Raw genomic sequence first — 24,157 nt, forward strand, 5'->3', positions numbered from 1 at the left:
GCCATTTGGGACGAAGACAACAGTAAATGGAGGTTTTCGGTCCTAGATATTGTTGCAGTGCTCACTAATCAAGACGATTACAACAAAACAAGAAACTATTGGAAATACCTAAAAGCCAAATTAAAAAAAGAAAACAATCAGGTGGTTAGTGCTACTACCCAACTGAAACTTTTCGCTGCAGATGGTAAAAAATACAACACTGATGTCTTAGATTATAACGGCATTATAGCTCTAGGCAAAACGTTTCCGGGCACTAAGGCAAATCGTTTTATAGAATGGTTTACCTACAGCGATGAAACTATTGATGGCAAAAGCAAATCAAAAGCGTATGCCTTATTTGAAAGTTCATTTATAGAAAATATAGAAATAGGAACTACAAAAAGCTTGCAACAAATTCATGGTTATTTATTTGGTGGTCTTTATGATTTTGCAGGGCAAATTCGCAATAAAAACATTTCAAAAGGGGGTTTTCAATTTGCAATGGCACAGTTTCTTCCAGCATCTTTAAAGCAAATTGAAGAGCTGCCAAAAAACACATTTGAAGAAATTGCCAACGCCTATGTAGAGATGAACATTGCGCATCCTTTTATGGAAGGTAATGGAAGAAGTACAAGAATATGGCTAGATTTAATTCTCAAAAAGCAACTAAACCAATGTGTAGATTGGAGCAAAATCACCAAAAATGAATATCATCAAGCAATGATAAAAAGTGTTGTAGATAGCAATGAAATAATAAATTTACTCGAAAAAGCTTTAACAAATGAAATCAGTAGTCGCGAAATGTATATGAAAGGGATTGATTATTCTTATTATTACGAAGAAAATTAACACCCAAAAAATATCAAATAGCGCTGTTCAAGAAGTTAGGGACTACAACTAAAAAGCTAAGTTTAGGAATAGGGAAATACTAGTTAACTTTTAAACCGTAAACCCTGAATTTATTTAAGGGTAAACTTTTAAACTTCTAAACTAAAGTTTATCTTTGCCCCTTTAATTTGAAACACTCGTAATGAACAAACTATTAATAGTAGGAACCGTCGCTTTTGATGCTATCGAAACGCCTTTTGGAAAAACAGATAAAATCCTTGGCGGTGCGGGAACATTTATTGGTCTTTCGGCTTCTCATTTTAAATTGCAATCGGCTATTGTTTCGGTAGTGGGTGATGATTTTCCACAAGAGTATTTGGATTTATTAACCGCAAGAAATATTGATATTTCAGGGTTAGAAATCGTAAAAGGCGGAAAAACCTTCTTTTGGAGTGGTCGTTACCACAATGATATGAACTCAAGAGATACGTTGGCTACAGAGTTAAATGTTTTAGCCGATTTCAATCCAATCGTACCAGAAAATTATAAAAATGCCGATGTAGTGATGTTAGGCAACTTACACCCTATTGTGCAAACCGGTGTTTTAAATCAAATGACTCAGAAACCTAAACTAGTAGTTTTAGACACTATGAACTTTTGGATGGATTGTGCCTTACCAGAGTTATTAGACGTTATCAAACGCGTAGATGTAATCACCATTAACGACGAAGAAGCGCGCCAATTGTCTGGAGAATATTCTTTGGTGAAAGCGGCAGCTAAAATCCACACGATGGGACCAAAATATGTAGTGATTAAAAAAGGAGAACACGGAGCCTTAATTTTCTATAACGAACATATTTTCTTCGCGCCAGCATTACCGTTGGCCGATGTGTTTGACCCAACAGGAGCAGGTGATACTTTTGCAGGAGGATTTGCAGGATTCATCACTCAACAAGGAGACATCTCCTTTGAAACGATGAAAACCGCTATAATTCAAGGGTCCAACTTGGCCTCTTTCTGTGTAGAAAAATTCGGGACAGAACGCATGTTAACAGTAACTGAAGCCGAAGTTAAAAATCGCTTGAAACAATTCAAAGCTTTAACACAATTTGAAATAGAATTACAATAAATTTATGCCTCGAAATTTTCGGGGCATTTTTTATTTAAAATAAAATAATAGAAACAAAAGCTGAAACTAATTCAGCTCAAGCAATATAACTACTATCATGAGTGACGCCATTAAACACGAATGTGGAATTGCCCTTTTACGATTAAAAAAACCATTAGAATTTTATAAAGAAAAATATGGTTCGGCTTTTTATGGGATACAAAAAATGTATCTCTTAATGGAAAAGCAGCACAACCGTGGCCAAGATGGAGCAGGATTTGCCTCTATAAAACTAGATGTTGACCCTGGCGAAAGATACATTAGCAGAGTTCGTTCCAATAATGCGCAACCTATTCAAGATGTTTTTGCTCAAATCAATGAACGAATCAATGCTGAATTAACTTCTCATCCAGAATATCAAGACAATGTGAGCTTACAAAAAGCAAACATTCCCTATATAGGCGAATTGTTTTTAGGCCATGTTCGATACGGAACTTTTGGGAAAAACAGTATCGAAAGTGTGCATCCTTTTCTGCGTCAAAACAATTGGATGCATCGAAATCTGATATTAGCGGGGAATTTTAACATGACTAATGTAACGGAGCTTTTTAACAGTTTAATCGAATTAGGTCAGCATCCAAAAGAAATGGCAGATACCGTAACTGTAATGGAAAAAATAGGCCATTTTCTAGATGATGAAGTTACTGATTTGTACTTAGAATGTAAAAACAACGGGTTGACAAAAAGAGAGGCTTCTCCAATTATTGCCGAAAAACTTGCTATTGCAAAAATATTAAAACGCGCTTCAAAAGGTTGGGATGGTGGCTATGCTATGGCAGGATTATTGGGTCATGGTGATGCGTTTGTGTTTCGTGATCCAGCTGGAATTCGTCCTGCTTATTTTTATGAGGATGATGAAATTGTAGTAGTGGCTTCAGAAAGACCTGTAATACAAACGGTTTTCAATGTTCCTTTTGAAAAAGTAGAAGAATTACTCCCTGGAAATGCATTGATTATTAAGAAAAACGGCAGCGTTTCTCAACAAGAAATCATCACACCAACGGTGAAAAAAGCCTGTTCCTTTGAGCGTATCTACTTTTCTCGCGGTAGTGATGCCGAAATTTATCAAGAAAGAAAAGAATTGGGAAAATTAATTTTACCAGCCGTTCTTGAAGCCATTGAAAATGATACAGATAATACTGTTTTCTCTTTTATTCCCAATACTGCTGAAACTTCTTTTTATGGAATGGTTGAAGCGGCAAATGATTTTCTTAATCAAAGAAAAAATCAATTTATACTCAACAATAGAAAAGTATTAACCAAAGAAAAGTTAGAAGAAATACTTTCGGTAAAAATCAGAACCGAAAAAATAGCCATTAAAGACGCCAAACTTAGAACTTTCATAACCGAAGATAGTAGTCGGGATGATTTAGTGGCACACGTTTATGATGTGACCTATGGTGTAATTAAACCAACCGATAACTTAGTAATCATTGATGACAGTATTGTTAGAGGAACTACTTTAAAGAAAAGTATTCTTAAAATGATGGGTAGATTAAATCCTAAACGCATTGTTGTAGTTTCATCGGCGCCACAAATTCGTTATCCTGATTGTTATGGAATCGACATGGCAAAATTGGAAGGTTTAATCGCTTTTCAAGCAGCAATTGAATTGTTAAAAGAAAGAAACCAATATCATATTGTTGATGATGTGTATAAAAAATGTAAATCTCAGGAAAACCTAAAAGATGCAGAAGTATTAAACTTTGTAACCGAAATTTACGCTCCTTTTTCGGATACCGAAATTTCTAATAAAATTGCTGACCTATTGCATCCAGAAGACATTAAAGCTGAAGTAAAAATTATTTTCCAAACCGTAGAAAATCTTCATATAGCTTGTCCAAAAAACCTTGGAGATTGGTACTTCACTGGTGATTATCCAACGCCTGGTGGAAATAGAGTTGTAAATAAAGCTTTCATGAACTTTTACGAAGGAAAAGATGCTCGTGCCTATTAACTTTTTTAATGCATTTAATCGATTTTTAATGCCGTTCATCCGAAAAGTTTGTCTTCGAAATAGTAAACTTATTACATTTGCATCACCATAGCATTAGTAGGTTAAGTTTATGGTAGATTTGGGGCAAAAAAGGTGAAAAGAAATTTTCGCCTTTTTTATTTATAGTAATTAAAAAAATCTGTAAAAAGTACTTTCCCCCAACATTTCCTGATCATTCCAATCTATTTTGTATGTAAATTAAGGCCTATTCAATTGATGTGAATAGTTATAATTACAGTGCATTTAGTACATTAAATCAAAAATAAATTCCGACAGTTAATTTCAACTTATCAAAAATAAAAAACCGATTGCTCTCACAATCGGTCTTACAATGATAAAATAATTTGAGATTATTTTTCTAGAGCATAAAGTCTGGCTACTTCTGTCCAATTAATAACATTAAAAAAAGCTTCAATATAATCTGGACGACGATTTTGATAATGCAAATAATAAGCATGTTCCCAAACATCCATGCCTAAAATTGGAAAGCCATCGCATCCTGCATCTGGCATTAATGGATTGTCTTGATTTGGTGTTGAGCACACTGCTACTTTTCCGTCTTTGTGAACACATAACCAAGCCCACCCTGAACCAAAACGAGTAGCTCCAGCTTTAGCAAATTGTGCTTTGAACTCTTCAAATGTTCCAAAAGCAGCTTCAATTGCGTCTGCTAATTCACCAGTTGGTTTTCCACCACCATTAGGAGACATTACTTTCCAAAACAAGTTGTGATTGTAAAAACCACCGCCATTATTTCTAACAGCCATGTTTTTCATATCTAAATTAATTAAAATGTTTTCAATTGTTTTTCCCTCCATATCTGTTCCTGCTATAGCAGCATTAAGATTGGTTGTATAAGCATTATGATGTTTTGAATGGTGAATTTCCATTGTTTTGGAATCAATATGCGGTTCTAATGCATCATATGCATAGGGTAATTGTGGTAATTCAAAAGCCATGATATTTTTATTTTAGTTACTATTAAATTGAATTCAAATTTATACATTTAACTTTGTAAAAAGAAATACTATTTTTATAAAATTTCATAAAAAAAACATTGCTAAACTAAATGAGTTTCAATATTCAACCAATTGATTTAAAAAACGAAACAATTCAGTTAATTCCTCTTCAAAAAATTGATTTTGAAGAATTATATAAAGTGGCCTCAGACCCTTTGGTTTGGGAACAACATCCAAACAAATTACGCTATCAAAAAAATGTTTTTCATAATTATTTTGAAGGCGCATTGCTATCAAAAGGTGCCTTTATAATTCGTGAAAACAAGACTAATGAAGTTATAGGCAGTAGCCGTTATTATGATTTTAATGAAAAAGAAAACTCTATTTTGATTGGCTATACTTTTATCGGAAGAAAATTTTGGGGCAAAGGGTATAACCCCGCTATAAAAAAACTAATGCTCGATTATGCCTTTCAATTTGTAGACAAAGTATATTTTCACGTTGGCGCATTAAATATTCGTTCGCAAAAAGCCATTGAAAAAATAGGCGCTGTGAAAGTAGCTGAAGTTGAAGTTGAATATTATGGCGAAGCCAGCAAAATGAATTTTGTTTATCTAATAATTAAAAACTAATGCAAAAACCCGCTTTTTCTATATATGATGCTTCCGCCGGTTCTGGGAAAACCTATACTTTGGTAAAAGAATATTTAAAGATTATTCTATTATCCAAAAAACCAGATGCTTACCGAAACATCCTTGCTATTACATTTACCAACAAAGCGGTACATGAAATGAAAAGTCGCGTAGTAGGAAATCTATCAGAATTCGCGAAAGAAAACCCCTCTGAAAAAGCTTTACAAATGATGCAGAAGATTCAGGCAGAAACGGGATTGAGTTTGCAAAGCATTACTGAAAAAGCAAAAAGTATTATCAAAAACTTAATCCATAATTATGCCTCTTTTGATATTTCTACTATAGATAAGTTTACCCACAAAGTCATTCGAGCTTTTGCTCTTGATTTAGGATTGCCAATAACTTTTGATGTTTCCCTCGACTCAGAAAACCTTTTAGCAGAAGCCGTTGATGCTATCATTTCAGAAGCAGGAAATGATGAAACCTTAACCAAATTGCTGATAGATTTCACTATGGAAAAAACCGATGATGATAAATCTTGGGACATTTCTAGAGAAATTATGGAAACCGGTAAATTGATATTAAATGAAAATAATCGCGAAGAAATAACCCATTTCAACAATAAAACCATTGCAGATTTTGTTGAAATCAAAAATAAAATAGTAGCACATACTTTAGAATTGAAATCAAACAGTGTTGAATTGGCAAATTTGGCATTGAAATTAATAGAAAACAAAGGCATTGAGTTTGATTCTTTTTATTCAAGTTACATTCCAAAACATTTTTTAAAATTATCAAAAGGAGAAGTTGTAAAACATGTAGGGCATTATAAATATCTTGAGGAAAGCGAAGGGAAAAGATATTCCGCAAAAACACCTCAAAACCAAAAAGAAAGTATAGATGAAATTGCCCATGAACTTTTAGATATATTAATTCAAATCAACGAAATTGCTGAAAAACACTTATTTTATAATGCTTTCCTAAAAAACATTACCCCGCTTTCATTATTAAATACATTGAATATTGAATTAAAAAAAATTCAAGAAGAACAAGGAATTTTATCCATTACACAATTTAATAAATTAATAAACGAGCAAATACAAAACCAACCAGCGCCTTTTATTTATGAACGTTTAGGGGAAAAATACCGAAATTTTTTCATTGATGAATTTCAAGATACCTCCGAAATGCAATGGCAAAACCTCATCCCTTTAATTGACAATGCCCTTTCTAGCGAAGACTTGAATGGAGATAGAGGTTCGTTAATGATTGTTGGCGACCCAAAGCAATCCATTTATCGATGGCGTGGCGGAAAAGCAGAGCAATTTATAGCTTTGAGCAAAGGTGAAAACCCATTTGTTAATCCAGACTTCCAACAATTTTCATTAGAAAGAAATTATAGAAGTTATACTGAAATTATTGATTTTAACAATCAATTATTTGGGTTTTTATCCCACGAATTTTTGAATGAAGATTATAAAGATTTATACCAAAATCATAGCAAACAAGAAACTAATGATAAAAAAGGGGGCTATGTAAACATTACTTTTTTGCCAAAAATTGATAAAAGCGAAAGTAAAGACGAAAGTTATGAAGAAGAAAATTTAGATAAAATCGAACAATATTTAGAAGCAACTCTTCAAACTATTGAAAAGGTAAAATCAAATGGTTTTTCTAATAAAGATATTGTCATTCTAACGCGGAATAAAAAACCAGGAACTGCCATTGCCAATTTTTTGACAGAAAAAGGAATTCCAATTTTATCTTCCGAAAGCTTATTACTTGGTTCTTCATCCGAAGTAAAGTTTATCGTTCATTTTTTACACTACTTGAAAAATAAAAATGATCTAGAAGCTAAGGCAAATTTTTTATATTATTTGGCACAAAATCAAATTGGGAAAATAGAAATTCACGATTTCATTTTGCAAGGAATGGAACAAAAAACAGAATCCGATTTTCAACAATGGTTGTTGCAATTTGATATTGAAATTTCGTTTACTACTATTCGCAAAAAATCGCTTTATGAAGCAGTAGAATTAATTATTTCTAAAGCTATTGCTATTGAAAAAAGAAACGCCTATTTGCAATATTTTCTAGATATTATTTTGGAACGCGATTTAAAAACTCAGGCAGGTGTTTCAGATTTTTTAAACTATTGGGAAATGCAAAAAGAAAAACTAAGTATTCCCTCGCCCGAAGGCAATGATGCCATAAGGATTATGACCATTCATAAATCCAAAGGATTGGAATTCCCAGTGGTAATTTTCCCTTTTGCCGAAGAAGATTATTCCAGAAATAAAGGAGATAAAATCTGGGTAAATGCCGATGAAGAGCTTTTGGGTTTACCTAAAGCATTGGTGTCAAAAAATAAAGAAGTAGAAAATTATGGTGAAACAGCATCTGCAATTCTTCAACAAAAAATTCAAGAAGATTTACTAGATAATAGTAATGTTTTATATGTAGCATTAACTAGAGCCGAAGAACAATTGTATATTATTTCTAGAATGCAAAAGCAAAATGACAAAGGAATTTTTCCTAATAACATGGCATCGCTTTTTATCAAATTTTTGATTAATAGGAACTTATACGAGGAAAACAAACTTGTGTATGCATTTGGCTCGGATGAAAAATTATCTTACCATAAATTGATAGTTGATGATACAAAATTAATTCCGCAACTAAAAGAAACTTTAAACCCAAAGCACATCAAAATAGCGCAGCGAGAAAGCTTAATGTGGAATACCAAACAACAAAAAGCTATTGAATACGGGAATATTATTCACGAAATTTTGTCGTTTGTTAAAACTGAAAATGACATTGATTTGGCTCTGATCAAAGCTTTAGAAAATGGATTAATCACTTCGTCTGAAAAAGAAATTGTTCAAAAAACTATCAAAGAAATAATCAATCACAAAGATTTAACCGATTTTTTTGAAGAGGGAAGCGTAATCTTAAACGAGAAAACCATTATCCAAAAAGAAGGCAATTTGGTAAAACCTGATAGAATGGTTGTAATAAAAAATAAAGAAATCTATCTTTTGGATTATAAAACTGGTTCGCATCAAGCTAAATATCAAGTACAACTAGAAAATTATCAAAACGCTATAGAAAAAATGGGTTTCAAAGTGACTAAAAAAGCTTTAGTTTACATTGGGGAAACTTTGGAAGTGGTAAATTTGTAAGCAAAACAAACTTTAAATTAAAGATGTACGGAAAACTTCATCAACACCTGCAAAACGAATTAAACACCATTGAGGAAAATGGTTTGTATAAAAAAGAACGCATTATCACTTCGCCACAAGGAGCAGAAATAGTTGTAAATGGTAAAACAGTGCTGAATTTTTGTGGTAATAATTATTTAGGGCTATCATCACACCCTGAAGTTATTCAAGCCGCTAAAGATGCTTTAGATTCGCATGGTTTTGGAATGTCTTCAGTTCGTTTTATTTGTGGCACTCAAGATATTCACAAAACATTAGAAAAAAAGATAGCTGATTTTTATGGAACTGAAGATACCATTTTATATGCAGCAGCTTTTGATGCCAATGGTGGTGTTTTTGAACCTTTATTAGGCGAAGAAGATTGTATTATTTCCGATAGTTTAAACCATGCTTCTATTATTGATGGTGTTAGATTATGTAAAGCGGCGCGCTATCGTTATGAAAATTCCAATATGGAGGATTTGGAAAACCAATTAAAAATAGCAGTAGAGGCTGGACATCGTTTCAAGTTGATTGTAACCGATGGTGTTTTCTCTATGGATGGAATAGTAGCACCATTGGATAAAATATGTGATTTAGCAGATATGTATGATGCATTAGTCATGGTAGATGAATGTCATGCCGCTGGTTTTATTGGCGCCACGGGCAAAGGCACACTTGAAGCCAAAGGTGTAATGGGAAGAGTTGACATCATAACAGGAACTTTAGGAAAAGCACTCGGCGGTGCTATGGGCGGCTATACCACTGCCAAAAAAGAAATTATTGAAATTTTGCGCCAACGATCAAGACCCTATTTGTTTTCTAATTCTTTAGCTCCAGCTATTGTTGGCGCGTCTATCAAAGTGTTTGAACTTTTAGAAAATGACACCACACTAAGAGACAAACTAGAATGGAATACCAATTACTTTAAAGATGGTTTGCGCAAAGCAGGTTTGAATTTTATAGATGGAGATTCTGCAATTGTTCCAGTAATGCTTTATGATGCAAAATTATCTCAGATTATGGCAGAGGAATTACTTAAAAAAAACATATATGTAATAGGTTTCTTTTTCCCAGTAGTGCCAAAAAATAAAGCTAGAATTAGAGTTCAATTATCAGCAGCCCACACAAAAGAACATCTTGACGAAGCTATTATTGCATTTTCTGAAGTAGCAAAAGAGCTAAATATCATATAATTAGCTATATTTTAACGAAATATTTTGTTATTATAGTATTACGCATTACTTTTGTGCCATTATAAAATTTATAATCTAATCAAATTAAAGTATGAAACATCTTAACAAATTATTCGTTGCTATGGTTATGTTAGCAGGTTTAAGCTCACAAGCACAAGACGACAAAAACCCATGGGCTATTTCGTTTGGGGTAAACGCAGTAGACACCAGAGTAAGTGCTGCATCAAAAATAGAGGATCAATTTTCACAGTATCTAAACGTAAAAGAAAATTGGAACATCTTGCCTTCTGTATCTTTTATAAACCTATCTAAATCCGTTGGAAATAATTTCTCTTTCGGAGTTACTGGGTCTATTAACAAGATTACCAAATGGGTAAATCCAGGAATTAATAATGGATCTTACACAGTAGAAAACCCTGGTGATTTAAACTACTATGCAGTTGATGGAGTTATCAACTATAGTTTAATGAGCTTAATCAAATCAAAAACTGTTGACCCATCTTTACATATTGGTGGTGGTTATACTTGGATTGGTGATGATAAAAAAGCTGGAACTCTAAACGCAGGATTAGGTTTAACTTATTGGTTCACTGAAACTGTTGGTTTTTCTCTTCGTTCTACTTACAAGCATTCATTTGAAGATGTTCGTGAGAATATGCCTTCTCACATGCAACACTTTGCTGGTATAACATTCAAATTCGGAGGTTCAGATAAAGATGGTGATGGTATCTATGATAATGTTGATGCTTGTCCAGAAGTTGCTGGTTTAAAACAATTCAACGGATGTCCTGATTCAGATAGCGATGGTATAGAAGATAGCAAAGATACTTGTCCAGATGTTGCTGGACCTGCTGAATTCAACGGTTGTCCTGACACAGATGGCGATGGTATTTCTGATGATGTTGACGCTTGTGTTGATGTTGCTGGTTTAAAACAATTCAAAGGTTGTCCTGATACTGATGGTGATGGCGTTCAAGATAAAGATGATAAATGTAAAGACGTTAAAGGTCCTAAACAAAACGGTGGTTGTCCATGGCCAGATAGAGATGGTGATAAAGTTTTAGACAAAGATGACAAATGTCCAGACGTAGTAGGAACGGTTGCTAATAATGGTTGTCCAGAAGTTCCTCAAGAAGCTATCAAAAAATTAAATGATTATGCTAAAACTATCTTGTTTGATAGTGGTAAAACTTCATTCCAAAAACAAACTTTCCCAGTACTACAAGCTATTACCGCTATTTTAAAAGAGTATCCTGATGCTAAATTTAGTATTGAAGGCCATACAGATACCGATGGTGTAGATGCAACTAACCAAAAACTTTCTGAAAATAGAGCTGCTTCTGTTAAAAACTATTTAGTTGAAAACGGAATTGCACCTTCTAGATTATCTTCAGCTGGTTTTGGTGAAACTAAACCAATAGACTCTAATAAGACTAAAGCTGGTAAAGCTAACAACAGAAGAGTTGAAGTGAAATTAGTAAAATAATTTTTAAAAAATATTTCGAAAAAACGTCCCAAATTCGGGACGTTTTTTTATTTTTATACAATGTCAAAACAAACATTTCTTCACCAACTAGCCAAAGAAATTTTAAAAAATTATTCTGAAAATCTTTCGGAATTAGTTATTATTTTACCTAATAAAAGAGCTAAAGTTTTCTTACTCGATGAACTAAAAAATCTAGTTACCCATAATATCTTTGCTCCAGAAATAATCAGTATAGAAGATTTTATTCAAGATATTGCAGGAATACGCTCTATTGATAGCGTTGAACTAATATTTGAATTTTATGAAGTATATCTTTCAATAACTGAAAAAGATAAAGCAGAACCGTTTGAAACATTTGCCAATTGGGCTAAAACCTTAGTTCAAGATTTTAATGAAATCGATAGGTATCTATTAGAACCCGATAAAATTTTAAATTATCTGGAAAACATAAAAGAAATTGAGCATTGGTCTGTTGATAGTAATAAAAGAACAGAACTAATCGAAAACTATTTAATTTTTTGGAAAAAACTACCACACTATTATCACTCACTTTATACTTATTTGTCTAATAAAGGAATTGGCTATCAAGGTTTAATTTATCGCGAAGCTGTTGAAAATCTTAACCATTTTTCAGAAAACAACAATAATCATTTTGTCTTTGCTGGCTTTAATGCACTCAATCAAGCAGAAGAAAAAATAATTCAACACTTATTAGCACTTGATGTTGCCAAAATCTATTGGGATATTGATGAAACATTATTACACGATACTTTTCATGATGCTGGTATGTTCCAACGTCGTTTCAAATCAGAATGGATTTATTATAAAACACATCCTTACGAATGGATAGTTAATGATTTTTCAGAAGCAAAGAATATTCAAGTTATTGCCACTTCTAAATCAATTGGACAAGCAAAAATTGCCGGTCATATAATTGAAAATCAAATTCAAGAAAATAGTTCTAGCATACAAAATGTGGCTTTAGTGCTTGGAGAAGAAAATTTGTTGTTGCCTGTTTTACATTCCTTACCAGCTAATATTGATGCTTTGAATATTACTATGGGGTTTACTAGCAAAAACAATCCTGCGCAATTATTAATTTCAAAACTTTTTAAATTACATACTAATGCATTGACTAGAAATGCTTCGAATTATGTAATGTATTATAAAGATGTACTCGATATTCTAACCCATCCTTTTATTGAAAATTATGTGAATGCTGATGGATTGGTTTCCATTATTAATAAAAACAATTATACTTTCATCACCCATAAAAAACTGGTGGAACTTCACCCTGAAAGTAATGAATTATTTCAATTATTATTTCAAAAATGGGACAGAAGCTGTGTTGCTGTCTTAGAAAATCTATCGACAATTTTATTGCAAATCAAAGCCCATTTGAGTTTTGATAACGAAGAAGAAAAAATCACCAATGCTTTTGTATATTCAATATATAAAATCATAAACAAAATGATTTCTTATTTTTCCTCCCATCAAAATATTGATGACATCAAAACGTTACAAGCCATTTATAAACAAGTGATTGACTTGGCAGAAGTTTCCTTTGAAGGAGAACCTTTGAACGGATTACAAATTATGGGGGTTTTGGAAAGTCGTGTCCTCGATTTTGAAACGGTTATCATTACATCGGTCAACGAAGGAAAATTTCCAGCAGGAAAAAGTAATAATTCTTTTATTCCTTATGATGTCAAAAAAGAATATGGCTTGCCCACTTTTAAAGAGAAAGACGCAATTTATACCTATCACTTTTATCATTTATTGCAACGTGCTAAAAATATTTATCTCATTTACAACTCAGATAGTGAAGGTTTTGATGCCGGAGAAAAGAGCCGATTTATCACCCAATTGGAAGTAGAAAAACAACCCAACCACAACTTGTCTTTTCAGTATTATAATCCTGATGTGCCCAATATTGCCTATCAACCTATACTAGTCCCAAAGACAGAAAGTGTAATGATTCGATTAAAAGAAATAGCCGAAAAAGGATTTTCACCCTCTTCTTTAACATCCTATATCCGTAACCCAATACAGTTTTATTTTCAGCGCATATTACGCATTAAAGAAACTGATGAAGTCGAAGAAAACATAGCCGTAAATACTTTGGGAATCATTATTCATAGTGCTTTGGAAGAATTATACAAACCATTTATGGGAAGACTCTTGACAACAGAAGACATTGATGCTTGTTTTCCTAAAATTGAAAGCGAAGTCCTAAACCAATTCAAGTTAGAGTATAAAGAAGGCGAAATCAATAAAGGACGAAACTTATTGGCTTTTGAAGTAGCCAAAAGAAACGTGTCTAACTTTTTGAAACACGAGAAAGAAGGGCTAGAAAAAGGTGATCAGGTTCAAATTTTAGCATTGGAAGCCGATTTAAGTCAAACTTTGCAACATGCTACATTACCATTTCCTGTAAAGATTGCTGGAAAAGTGGATAGAATTGAACTTCGCAACGGAAAAATCCGAATTGTAGATTATAAATCTGGGAAGGTAGAACAGAAAAACGTAACGCTCAAAGATTGGACTGGACTAACGGAAGATATCAAAAACGAGAAAATCATTCAGGTGCTTGCCTATGCTTTCATGTATCAACACGAAGCTAAAGGAAAAGAAATTGAAGCCGGAATTATCTCGTTTAAGAATTTAAAATCCGGATTTTTACCTTTTACCTTTGAGGAAAATAAAGTAAAAACAACAGCTATTACAGAGGCAATAATAGAAAATTATTTGGCGCAAATTGTTGTTTTACTTCAAGAGATTTTGAATGTAGTTATTCCTTTTGAGGAGAAAATAAACTAAACTTTCTTTAAAAAATTCTCTAAAACTTGCTTCAATTCCTTCTCATTTTCAATGTGTGACATGTGTCCATCGGGGAAAGTAGTGAGTTGCACTTTGGTGCCTTCTATCTGTTCAATGTTCTCGTCATAATTTAGAACACCATCTTTTTTTCCTAACACCAACTCTATTGGATAAGTTGCAAAATGCAACAATGCCTGTCTGTCTTTTCTAATTTTCATACCTTCTATAGCGGCAACAATTCCCTGCAAAGGGGTTTTCAAGGCTTCTTTCTTTACTTTTTCTATTTCTTTAGAAAGTCTTTCGCGGTTGTCTTCACTAAAAAGATTGGCAATACTCATACTGACAAAAGCACCATAATTCTGTTTTACCGCAACAATAGCTCTAGCTCTATTGATTTTGCGCTCCTCGCTGTCTGCTTTTGAAGTAGAGTTAAGCAGCAACAATCCTTTAACATGTTCTGGATATAACTCTGCAAAAGCCAGCGCCACATAACCTCCCATAGAATGACCTACCAATACCACTTTTCTGATTTTTAGATACAACATTAAAGTATAAATCATATCCGCTTGATCTTCCATTACGTGAACATATCCTATACATTCAGTTTCACCATGACCTAGCAAATCTAAAGTAATAACACGATGTTTTTTTGCCAATTCTGGCACAAAAGCTTTCCACATGGTTTTGTTTTCTAGGAAACCATGTAGCAAAAGCACAGCAGTTCCTTTACCTTCGTCGGTATAGGAAATCTTAGTGTTTTTATAAATAAGTTGATTTACCATTTGCATTCAAAAATAGTATTTAGCTTCGAAAGCAGGAATTAATTTTTGAAAAATAAAAAGCGGCTCCTTTTGAGAGCAGCTTATCCCTTTTTACTAATCACTTAATTAGGTATTCATTATTGACTCTATCTCCTCTACTTCAATAGGAATGTTGCGCATCAAATTAAATGGTTCGCCTTTGGCTTGTATTACCACATCATCTTCTATACGAATACCAAAACCTTCGGCTGGAACATAGATGCCTGGCTCTACCGTGAAGACCATATTGGCTTGCATAGGTTCGTGCAGCAATCCGTAATCGTGTGTGTCCAATCCCAAGTGATGCGACGTGCCGTGCATGAAGTATTTTTTATAGGCAGGCCAATCCGGATTTTCATTTTGCACATCGGCTTTGTCTAGTAAACCTAGGCCAAGCAACTCCGAAGTCATAACTTTGCCTACCTCAACGTGATATTGTTTCCAAAGATTGCCAACGGTTAGCATTTTTGTAGCTTCATTTTTTACTCGCAAGACCGCATTATAAACCTCTTTTTGTCTCTCTGTAAATCGTCCAGAAACAGGAACCATACGCGTCATATCACTAGAATAATTTGCATATTCTGCTCCAACGTCTAGTAAAATCAAATCGCCCGCTTTGCATTGTTGGTTATTCTCTATATAGTGCAATACATTAGCATTATTTCCTGATGCAATAATAGGAGTATAAGCAAAACCTTTGGAGCGATTGCGTAGAAATTCATGCGCAAATTCCGCTTCGATTTCGTATTCCATTACGTTTGGTTTTACAAAATTCAAAACTCTGCGATATCCTTTTTCGGTTATGTTACACGCTTCTTGAATCAAGTCTAATTCTTCGATTTCTTTAACAGAACGCAGTCTTTGTAAAATAGGATTGGATTTTTCCACCTTGTGCCCTGGATAGTTTTCCTTCCACCATTTTACAAAACGGGCTTCACGAGTTTCAGTTTCTATTGTGGCACGATAATGCTCGTTAGTATTGATGTAAATTGTATCGGAATACGCCATTACTTCTTTCAACGTTTTGTGAAAATCCTGCAACCAAATCACCGATTTTATTCCAGACACTTCAAAAGCAAGGTCTTTGGTTAGCTTTTCTCCTTCCCAAATAGCGATATGCTCATTGGTTTCTTTTAAGAATAAAATTTCTTTCAAATGTTCATAGGGTGCATCTGGAAAAAGCAATAAAATGCTTTCTTCTTGGTCAACACCGCTTAAATAAAAAATATCACGATGTTGTGCAAAAGGCAATGTACTATCTGCAGAAACAGGATATATATCATTTGAGTTAAAAACAGCAACGCTGTTTGGTTTCATTTTCGAGGTGAATTTTACTCTGTTTTTAATAAACAGTTGACAGTCTATTTGATGATATTTCATTCTTAAATGATTACTATTATAGGTCCCAAAGTTAAAACATTGGAATTAAAATGGGCAGCTATGAAACAATTAATTTTTACTGTAGTATATATTAACTTCTAGAAATGAAGTTGCTACAAATGGTAAATTTGAACCCTAAGGGGCAGAAAATATTTCCAGATGGTTTTGTGAGAATTAATTTCAACCTGTGATTAGTAGTTTTGTTTAGCTTTTTTTGTCAAAAAAACAGAATTAAGCAATTGAATATCAACAATTGTTAAACTCATTTTAAATTCATTATAAATTACATCGAAAAGGTTGTAGTTAAAACTATTTAACTGTACTTTTGTTTGATTTTTTTAACAAATTATATATAATTATGGCAAAATCTGCAATTCTAAAGTCATCTCTTGCAAAAAAATATTGGATGGCTCTTACAGGTTTATTTTTATGCTTGTTTTTAGCGGGTCACTTAGCGGGAAATCTTCAATTAATTTTTAGCGATGCTTCTCATTTCAATCAATATGCATTGTTCATGACCTCAAATCCAGCTGTAAAAATCCTTTCTTACCTCACTTACATTTCCATTTTATTCCATGCTGTTGATGGCTTTTTGCTTACCTATCAAAACGTAAAAGCAAGACCTATCGGATATGCTAAAAACGATCCTTCAAAAAACAGCAGTTTCTCCTCAAGAAACATGGCGGTATTGGGAACTTTAATTTTAGTTTTCATAGTGACGCATATGGTTAACTTTTGGGCGGTAATGCATTTTGATAAGAATATGCCATTACAAACTATTACTGTTGAACAAATGGGGCAGAAAGCAGAATATTATATTACTACTGAAACAGGTAAATTTTTTCCTGCTAATGCCAGTCAATTGGAACAGATGGGACTAGAAATCAGAAATAGAACAGAGTTTTATAATAAAGTGGCCAATGTTAAAATGGGTGAAGGGTATAAAGATTTACATAAAATCACCGTGGCTTTCTTCAAAGATACTAAAACTGGCTTGATTGCTACATTACTATATGTTTTGGCAATGTTTGTTTTGTCATTCCACTTATTACATGGATTCAATAGTGCCTTCCAATCTATAGGCTTAAACCATCCGAAATATACACCTGCTATAAAAGGTTTTGGAAAAGCATTTGCAATTATAGTTCCACTTTTATTTGCAATTATTCCAGTTTATATTCACTTTTTCTTAAAATAATTTTATATTGAACTTGTTTCAGTACAACACCATATTATTATGAAGTTAGATTCTAAAATACCAGAAGGTCATATTTCAAAAAAATGGACCGATTATAAAGATCATTTAAAATTAGTAGCTCCAAACAACAGACCAAAAATTGATATTATTGTTGTAGGTACTGGTTTAGCTGGTGCATCTGCTGCAGCTTCTCTGGGAGAAATGGGTTACAATGTAAAAGCGTTTTGCTTTCAAGATTCTCCTCGTAGAGCACATTCTATCGCAGCTCAAGGAGGAATTAATGCCGCTAAAAATTATCAAAATGATGGCGACAGTACTTTTAGATTGTTTTATGACACCATTAAAGGCGGTGATTATAGAGCAAGAGAAGCAAACGTTCATCGTTTAGCAGAAGTTTCGTCAAATATTATTGACCAATGTGTCGCACAAGGCGTTCCTTTTGCAAGAGATTATGGTGGATTATTAGACAACCGTTCATTTGGTGGAACACAAGTACAGCGTACTTTTTATGCTGCTGGACAAACAGGACAACAGTTATTATTAGGAGCTTATTCTGCTTTATCAAGACAAATAGGACTAGGAAGAGTTGAAATGTTCAGCCGTCATGAAATGCTAGATTTGGTAAAAGTTGACGGAAAAGCACGTGGAATTATTGCTCGTAATTTAGTAACTGGAGAATTAGAAAGACATTCGGCTCATGCGGTTGTAATTGCTTCTGGCGGTTATGGTAATGTTTATTTTCTTTCTACCAACGCTATGGGAAGTAACGTTACTGCTGCTTGGAAAATACACAAACAAGGGGCTTTATTTGCTAATCCTTGTTTTGTTCAAATTCATCCAACCTGTATTCCTGTTCATGGCACCAACCAGGCTAAACTGACATTAATGTCAGAATCTTTGCGTAATTCGGGTCGTATTTGGGTTCCTAAAAAAAAGGAGGATGCTGAAGCAATTCGAACCGGTAAATTAAACCCATTGCAAATATCTGAAGAAGATAGAGATTACTTTTTAGAACGTAAATATCCTTCATACGGAAACTTGGCTCCAAGAGATATTTCATCAAGAGCAGCAAAAGAAGTTTGTGATGAAGGTAGAGGAATTGAAGCCAATGACACCAATGAAGGTGTTTATTTAGATTTTTCAACTGAAATTCAAAATAAAGGTAAACAAGCAGCTTTTGCCAAAGGAAATCACCATCCAACAACAGAAGAAATTACTGCTTTAGGAAAACAATGGTTGAAAGAAAAATACGGCAACTTGTTCACCATGTACCAAAAAATCACCGATGAAAATCCGTATGAAACACCAATGAAAATTTACCCAGCGGTTCACTATACTATGGGTGGCGTTTGGGTTGATTATAATTTACAATCTACAATTCCAGGTTGTTTTGTGGCTGGAGAAGCTAATTTCTCTGATCATGGAGCCAACAGACTCGGGGCTTCTGCATTAATGCAAGGTCTAGCGGATGGCTATTTTGTTTTGCCATATACCGTTTCTAATTATTTGGCAGACGAAATTAGAACCGGAAAAATTTCAACCGATACTCAAGAATTTGCTGATGCAGAAAATAGAGTTAAAGAAACCATCACTACATTCTTAAATAATAAAGGTTCTAAATCGGTGGATCATTTCCATAAAAGATTAGGATTAATTATGTGGAATAAAGTAGGAATGGGCAGAAATGAAGCTGGTCTAAAAGAAGCCATTGCAGAAATTGGAGCTTTAAAAGAAGAATTCTTTAGAGACGTTAACGTTCCAGGAAGTGCGGATGAATTCAATCCTCAGCTAGAAAAAGCACTACGAGTGGCAGATTTAATTGATTTAGGGCAATTAATGGCAATGGATGCTTTGCAACGAAATGAATCTTGTGGGGGCCATTTCCGTGAAGAATATCAAGACAGTGAAGGAGAAACGCTTCGTGATGACAAAAATTTCTCGTTTGTTAGTGCTTGGGAATATAAGGGTGACGACATCACTAAAGAAGAGCTAAATAAGGAAGAATTGAAATACGAATTTATTAAAATTGCAGCCCGTAATTATAAGTAATTAGGCATTAGCCAAAAGGCAATAGTTTATGAGTGAAGTAAAATCATATAAAGATTTACTAATTTGGCAAAAAGGAATTGACATTGCCATTAATTTATATGAATTGGTTGAAGATTTTCCGAAAGAAGAAATGTATGCTTTAACAAGCCAAGCAAAAAGAGCTTCCATTTCAATTTCTTCAAATATAGCTGAAGGTTATGGAAGAAATTCAACACAAAGTTATATTCATTTTGTAAGCATCTCAAGAGGTTCTTTATTTGAATTAGAGACTCAACTGATAGTTGCCAAAAGATTACAATTCATTAAAAATGAAATTTTATTTTCAGAATTAATGAATCAAATTACAGAAGAAAGCAAAATGATAAATTCTTTTATAAACAAATTAGAATCAAGTAAACAATAGTTACTAATGCCTTTTGCCTATTGGCTATTGGCTAAAAATAAAAAACATGAGTGCAGCAAAAAACATCAATATAACCCTTAAAATTTGGCGTCAAAAAAACGCTAAGGCAAAAGGAAACATAGAGACTTATACATTAGATAATGTTTCTACAGCAAGTTCATTTTTGGAAATGTTAGACCAATTGAATGAGCAATTAATCAATGATAAAAAAGAACCTGTTGCTTTTGATCACGATTGTCGCGAAGGAATTTGTGGTATGTGTTCTTTGTATATCAACGGAAGAGCTCACGGACCAGATACTGGAACCACAACGTGTCAGTTGCACATGCGTAAGTTCAAAGATGGTGATACTATCTTTATAGAGCCTTGGAGAAGTAAAGCTTTCCCAGTGGTAAAAGATTTAGTTGTTGATCGTTCTGCTTTTGATAGAATTCAGCAAGCTGGAGGATTTGTCTCAGTAAATACCTCTGGAAGAACTATAGACGCTAATGCAACACCTGTACCAAAACATGATGCTGACCGAGCATTTGAAGCCGCTGCCTGTATAGGTTGTGGTGCTTGTGTAGCTACTTGTAAAAATGGTTCAGCAATGCTATTTGTTGGTGCCAAAGTTTCACAATATGCTTTATTACCTCAAGGAAAAGTAGAAGCTACAGAACGTGTTTTAAACATGGTGCGCCAAATGGATGAAGAAGGTTTTGGAAACTGTACCAATACTGGAGCTTGTGAAGTAGAATGTCCAAAAGGAATTTCTCTAGAAAATATTGCTCGTATGAATAGAGAATATTTAAAAGCAAGTATAAAATAACGTTTCATAAATTTATAAATACAAAACGCATTCATTATTTGGATGCGTTTTTTTTGTAAATTCGAGCTATGAAAATAGCACTACTACAAACTTCTCTAACTTGGGAAAACGCAACAGAAAACCGAAGTCATTTATCTCAAAAAATTACTGGTTTTATAGAAGACGTTGATTTGATTGTGCTTCCCGAAATGTTTTCTTCTGGTTTCACTATGAACCCAAAAGCAGTGGCCGAAACCATGCTAGGTGAAACGATTGCTTGGTTACAACATTTGGCGAAAGCCAAAAACTGCGCCATTACTGGAAGTTTAGTGATAGAAGAAAACGGAAATTACTACAACCGATTAGTTTTTGTATTTCCTGATGGAGCAATCCAACACTATGACAAAAGACATTTGTTTACACTAGCTGGTGAAGACAAGGTTTATACTGCTGGAAAAGACAAAATACTTATTGAATACAAAGGCTTTAAAATATGCCCGCTGATTTGTTATGATTTACGATTCCCTGTTTTTGCTAGAAATGTTGAAGACTATGATATATTACTTTATGTAGCTAATTGGCCAAAACCTCGTACCAATGCATGGGATATTTTGTTAAGAGCGCGTGCGGTTGAAAACATGAGTTACGCAATAGGCGTGAACAGAATAGGAAAGGATAATAATAGTTTAGACTATATTGGTCACTCTCAAGTGGTAGATTTTCTTGGAAATTATATTGTAGAACCACAAGAGTCTGAGGGTGTTTTTATAATAGCATTAGACAAAAAACAACTCATGGAAACCAGACAGCAATTAGGTTTTTTGAATGATAGAGATGGGTTTGAAATTATTTAGCACTTAACTCAAACGGTTGTTCTACATCCCAATTGGCGCGAACATCAATTTCTTTTAGAAAATAAATCACTTCTTCTGTTTGGCGTTTTTCCATATAACTTCCTGTATCCCAAATACCATTTTTATTATCGTCATAGATAATCCTTAGGGTATAAACAGCGGGTTCTACTGCTAAAAATTCGACTATATTGTTTTTTTCGGTGTATTCTGTTGCTAGTACTTTTCCGTCTTTATCGGTGAGATCCACAATGACTGGGAATTTTTTAACATGCTCCAAAATCACTTTTAAATTACCATAATCTGAACTGTTTTTAGTAGCAATAGCATATTTTAATATAGTATTCTGCTCTTCATAAAAATCGGTCAAAGCACCAGGCAAAAAAGAGATTTGGTATTTTTCTAAAGGTTCTTTTTTGAAATTTAAAAGCAGTTTTTGATGAAATTCATCATTTTCAATCGTAAAATCAACCGCTAAAGAATCTTTATTCTTAATACTGATTTTTGATTTGTCAAAATTCAATAAAGGGATATTACTATTCAAAGTAAATTTTTCACGAAGTGGAAGATTGCCACTAAATTCTGGACTAATTGAAAGTGTATCCGCTTTTTGTTTTTTTAATTTAACCGTAAAATCCTCTTCAAATTTATCCTTTGAAACGGCAACGTGCAAAGAGTCGGCTTTTATTGGCTTGAACCATACTTGAAGAGAGTCTTTTTTGGGAAATTGTGTCACGATTGATGGAATAATTTCTGCTCCATTTTTTACAGTAACCTTCGCTCCTTTTGGATTGCCTTCATAACCCATAAGCAGTCTGTTTGCTGACTCCTGAGTTGGTTTAATGGCCTTGAACGGTAGTTTTTCTTTGAATAATGCTAACTCAAAAATAGTATCGTTAGGAATGGCAATATAGTGTTTTTGAAACCCAATTTTATCTGTTTTTGGATTGAATTTATTGTTCCCATTGTCTTTCAAAGCTACTAAAAGATATTTTCCCGCTTTGATGTTCTCAATTTGAACTACTTTTAAACTATCCAAAGTATTAGTAATATATCGAGGTGTTTCTTTATATATTGTTGAATCATTGAACTTTTCATTCACTTCATATAGCATTATCGAAACAAAATTAGGTGCTTTCTTTTCTAAAGCATCTTTAACTTTGACATTCAATTTCAACGAGTCAATATAAGTGCCAGTCGAAAATACATATTTGAACTGTGAATAAGGATTGGCTTCATTATTATCTTCTATACTCTGTCCAAAATTGAAACTATAGGTGGCATTGGGTTTAAGTGTATCCTTAATTTTGATGGTAATCACTTTACTTGCTGTATAAGGCAAAATCTCAGGCTGATTATTCATTGGTGGAGATATAATCAACTGCTTATTGACATTTTTTAATTTTACATATTCATCAAAAACCAATTTAATTTCTTTGCCATTAAAATTCGTGGTCAAATTTTTAGGAAAACTAGCTTTCAAAATTGGCGCAATCGTGTCTTTATCGCCACCAGTAATAGAACCGCGTTTGGCACAACTAGCCAATACTAAGACAAAAAGCAAACAAAATAACTGGTAACTAGATTTTGGCATACTGCAATTTTTTCAAAGCACAAAATAACAATTATATTTAGTGTGAATGAAATGTTTTAAGTGAAAGTTTACAAATTAACTATGCGACATAGCCATACAAACAATGCTGATTTTGGCATTGGGTATTTTTAAAATGGCTCTACTACAGGCTTCGAGAGTGGATCCCGTTGTTATCACATCATCAATGAGTAAAAAATGTTTGCCGTGATAAGCGTACGAAAAAGAAACATCAAAAATAGAATCTGCCACTTCTGTTCTTCCTAAAAGTGTTTTCTTAGTTTGTGTTTTAGTATAAATCTTGCGCTGTAACAAGATGTCATTGTAGGGAATTTTTAAATTTTCGGCTAAAGCTTTTCCAAAACCTTCCACCTGATTATAGCCGCGTTCTCTCAATCTTTTCTTGTGCAACGGAACTGGAATAATATAATCTATATCCTTTATTAGCGCTAAATCTTTCAACTCATGTGCATACCAATGACCTATCATGGCACTAATATCTTGATGTCCTTTATATTTCAGATGATGCATCATCTCCTGAACAATACCTTTTTTATGAAAGTAAAACAACGCTGCGCCAAAGACTAATGGAATTCTGCCATAAAACTTTTGAACCACTTCATTATTTTCCATTTTATGATGGTTTGTCAACGGAATTTCATGTCGGCATAGCGTACAAATTACGCTTTCATCCTGCAACAAAAGAGAATGACAGCCCACACAAGACTTTGGAAAAAATAAATTTACAATTTGGGGAAGCATAAAAAAGATTTTCTCTTAGATAAAATTATAAAAAAATTACATTCTAACTGTTTTTAATTTCATTTTTTACAT

At 33.5% G+C, this 24,157-nt stretch carries 18 protein-coding genes; 13 read left to right on the top strand and 5 right to left on the bottom strand.

What is annotated here, in order from left to right; translation table 11 throughout:
• The 3 genes from fic to ACOYLT_RS01665 form a co-directional block, all read left to right on the top strand.
• Positions 1-828, top strand: an 828-nt coding sequence (gene fic / locus ACOYLT_RS01655) for a protein adenylyltransferase Fic (RefSeq protein ID WP_422852099.1), incomplete at its 5' end; no start/stop codon positions are given.
• A 181-nt stretch (positions 829-1,009) separates the two neighbouring features.
• Positions 1,010-1,936 (top strand): PfkB family carbohydrate kinase, encoded by a 927-nt coding sequence (locus ACOYLT_RS01660; RefSeq protein WP_422852101.1) that lies wholly within the window; start codon positions 1,010-1,012, stop codon positions 1,934-1,936.
• A gap of 97 nt (positions 1,937-2,033) precedes the next feature.
• A complete protein-coding gene (locus ACOYLT_RS01665; RefSeq protein ID WP_422852102.1) occupies positions 2,034-3,932 on the top strand; it encodes an amidophosphoribosyltransferase in 1,899 nt (632 codons plus the stop codon).
• 389 nt (positions 3,933-4,321) lie between these two features.
• Here ACOYLT_RS01665 and ACOYLT_RS01670 read toward each other — a convergent pair whose 3' ends face one another.
• The gene (locus ACOYLT_RS01670; RefSeq protein ID WP_422852103.1) at positions 4,322-4,930 is read right to left on the bottom strand and encodes a superoxide dismutase; all 609 of its coding nucleotides are present in this window, start codon (positions 4,928-4,930) and stop codon (positions 4,322-4,324) included.
• 110 nt (positions 4,931-5,040) lie between these two features.
• On the opposite strand from ACOYLT_RS01670, the gene ACOYLT_RS01675 reads away from it, so the two are divergent.
• The 5 genes from ACOYLT_RS01675 (at position 5,041) to ACOYLT_RS01695 (ending at position 14,264) form a co-directional block, all read left to right on the top strand.
• Positions 5,041-5,562, top strand: a complete 522-nt coding sequence (locus ACOYLT_RS01675; RefSeq protein WP_422852104.1) for a GNAT family N-acetyltransferase — start codon at positions 5,041-5,043, stop codon at positions 5,560-5,562.
• Positions 5,562-8,744 carry a UvrD-helicase domain-containing protein gene (locus ACOYLT_RS01680; RefSeq protein WP_422852105.1) on the top strand — a complete coding sequence of 1,061 codons (3,183 nt, stop codon included), beginning with the start codon at positions 5,562-5,564 and terminating at the stop codon, positions 8,742-8,744. The genes ACOYLT_RS01675 and ACOYLT_RS01680 overlap by 1 nt, the downstream gene beginning before the upstream one ends.
• A gap of 23 nt (positions 8,745-8,767) precedes the next feature.
• Positions 8,768-9,958 carry a glycine C-acetyltransferase gene (kbl, locus tag ACOYLT_RS01685; RefSeq protein WP_422852106.1) on the top strand — a complete coding sequence of 397 codons (1,191 nt, stop codon included), beginning with the start codon at positions 8,768-8,770 and terminating at the stop codon, positions 9,956-9,958.
• Between the two features lie 91 nt (positions 9,959-10,049).
• Positions 10,050-11,444, top strand: a complete 1,395-nt coding sequence (locus ACOYLT_RS01690; protein ID WP_422852107.1) for an OmpA family protein — start codon at positions 10,050-10,052, stop codon at positions 11,442-11,444.
• A 60-nt stretch (positions 11,445-11,504) separates the two neighbouring features.
• Positions 11,505-14,264, top strand: coding sequence for a PD-(D/E)XK nuclease family protein (locus ACOYLT_RS01695; protein ID WP_422852108.1), 2,760 nt, complete (start codon positions 11,505-11,507; stop codon positions 14,262-14,264).
• On the opposite strand, the gene ACOYLT_RS01700 is transcribed toward ACOYLT_RS01695, so the two are convergent.
• Both ACOYLT_RS01700 and ACOYLT_RS01705 read right to left on the bottom strand, forming a co-directional pair.
• Positions 14,261-15,046, bottom strand: a complete 786-nt coding sequence (locus ACOYLT_RS01700; RefSeq protein ID WP_422852109.1) for an alpha/beta fold hydrolase — start codon at positions 15,044-15,046, stop codon at positions 14,261-14,263. The two genes, ACOYLT_RS01695 and ACOYLT_RS01700, sit on opposite strands and share 4 nt — an antisense overlap.
• A gap of 105 nt (positions 15,047-15,151) precedes the next feature.
• Complete coding sequence (locus ACOYLT_RS01705; RefSeq protein ID WP_422852110.1) at positions 15,152-16,444, bottom strand: aminopeptidase P family protein; 1,293 nt, start codon at positions 16,442-16,444, stop codon at positions 15,152-15,154.
• A gap of 358 nt (positions 16,445-16,802) precedes the next feature.
• Here ACOYLT_RS01705 and ACOYLT_RS01710 point away from each other — a divergent pair, with 358 nt between their 5' ends.
• The 5 genes from ACOYLT_RS01710 (at position 16,803) to ACOYLT_RS01730 (ending at position 21,735) form a co-directional block, all read left to right on the top strand.
• A complete protein-coding gene (locus ACOYLT_RS01710; protein ID WP_422852111.1) occupies positions 16,803-17,642 on the top strand; it encodes a succinate dehydrogenase cytochrome b subunit in 840 nt (279 codons plus the stop codon).
• 39 nt (positions 17,643-17,681) lie between these two features.
• A complete protein-coding gene (locus tag ACOYLT_RS01715) occupies positions 17,682-19,691 on the top strand; it encodes a fumarate reductase/succinate dehydrogenase flavoprotein subunit (protein WP_422852112.1) in 2,010 nt (669 codons plus the stop codon).
• A 28-nt stretch (positions 19,692-19,719) separates the two neighbouring features.
• Positions 19,720-20,094 (top strand): four helix bundle protein, encoded by a 375-nt coding sequence (locus tag ACOYLT_RS01720; protein WP_422852113.1) that lies wholly within the window; start codon positions 19,720-19,722, stop codon positions 20,092-20,094.
• A 46-nt stretch (positions 20,095-20,140) separates the two neighbouring features.
• Positions 20,141-20,902 carry a succinate dehydrogenase/fumarate reductase iron-sulfur subunit gene (locus tag ACOYLT_RS01725; RefSeq protein ID WP_422852114.1) on the top strand — a complete coding sequence of 254 codons (762 nt, stop codon included), beginning with the start codon at positions 20,141-20,143 and terminating at the stop codon, positions 20,900-20,902.
• Between the two features lie 68 nt (positions 20,903-20,970).
• Positions 20,971-21,735, top strand: coding sequence for a nitrilase family protein (locus ACOYLT_RS01730; protein ID WP_422852115.1), 765 nt, complete (start codon positions 20,971-20,973; stop codon positions 21,733-21,735).
• Here ACOYLT_RS01730 and ACOYLT_RS01735 read toward each other — a convergent pair.
• A complete protein-coding gene (locus tag ACOYLT_RS01735) occupies positions 21,728-23,326 on the bottom strand; it encodes an Ig-like domain-containing protein (protein ID WP_422852116.1) in 1,599 nt (532 codons plus the stop codon). The two genes, ACOYLT_RS01730 and ACOYLT_RS01735, sit on opposite strands and share 8 nt — an antisense overlap.
• A gap of 75 nt (positions 23,327-23,401) precedes the next feature.
• Positions 23,402-24,085 carry a ComF family protein gene (locus ACOYLT_RS01740; protein WP_422852117.1) on the bottom strand — a complete coding sequence of 228 codons (684 nt, stop codon included), beginning with the start codon at positions 24,083-24,085 and terminating at the stop codon, positions 23,402-23,404.
• Positions 24,086-24,157 lie beyond the last annotated feature (72 nt).

Origin of the sequence: Flavobacterium sp. (genome assembly GCF_049318185.1) — a bacterium.
GTDB lineage: Bacteria > Bacteroidota > Bacteroidia > Flavobacteriales > Flavobacteriaceae > Flavobacterium.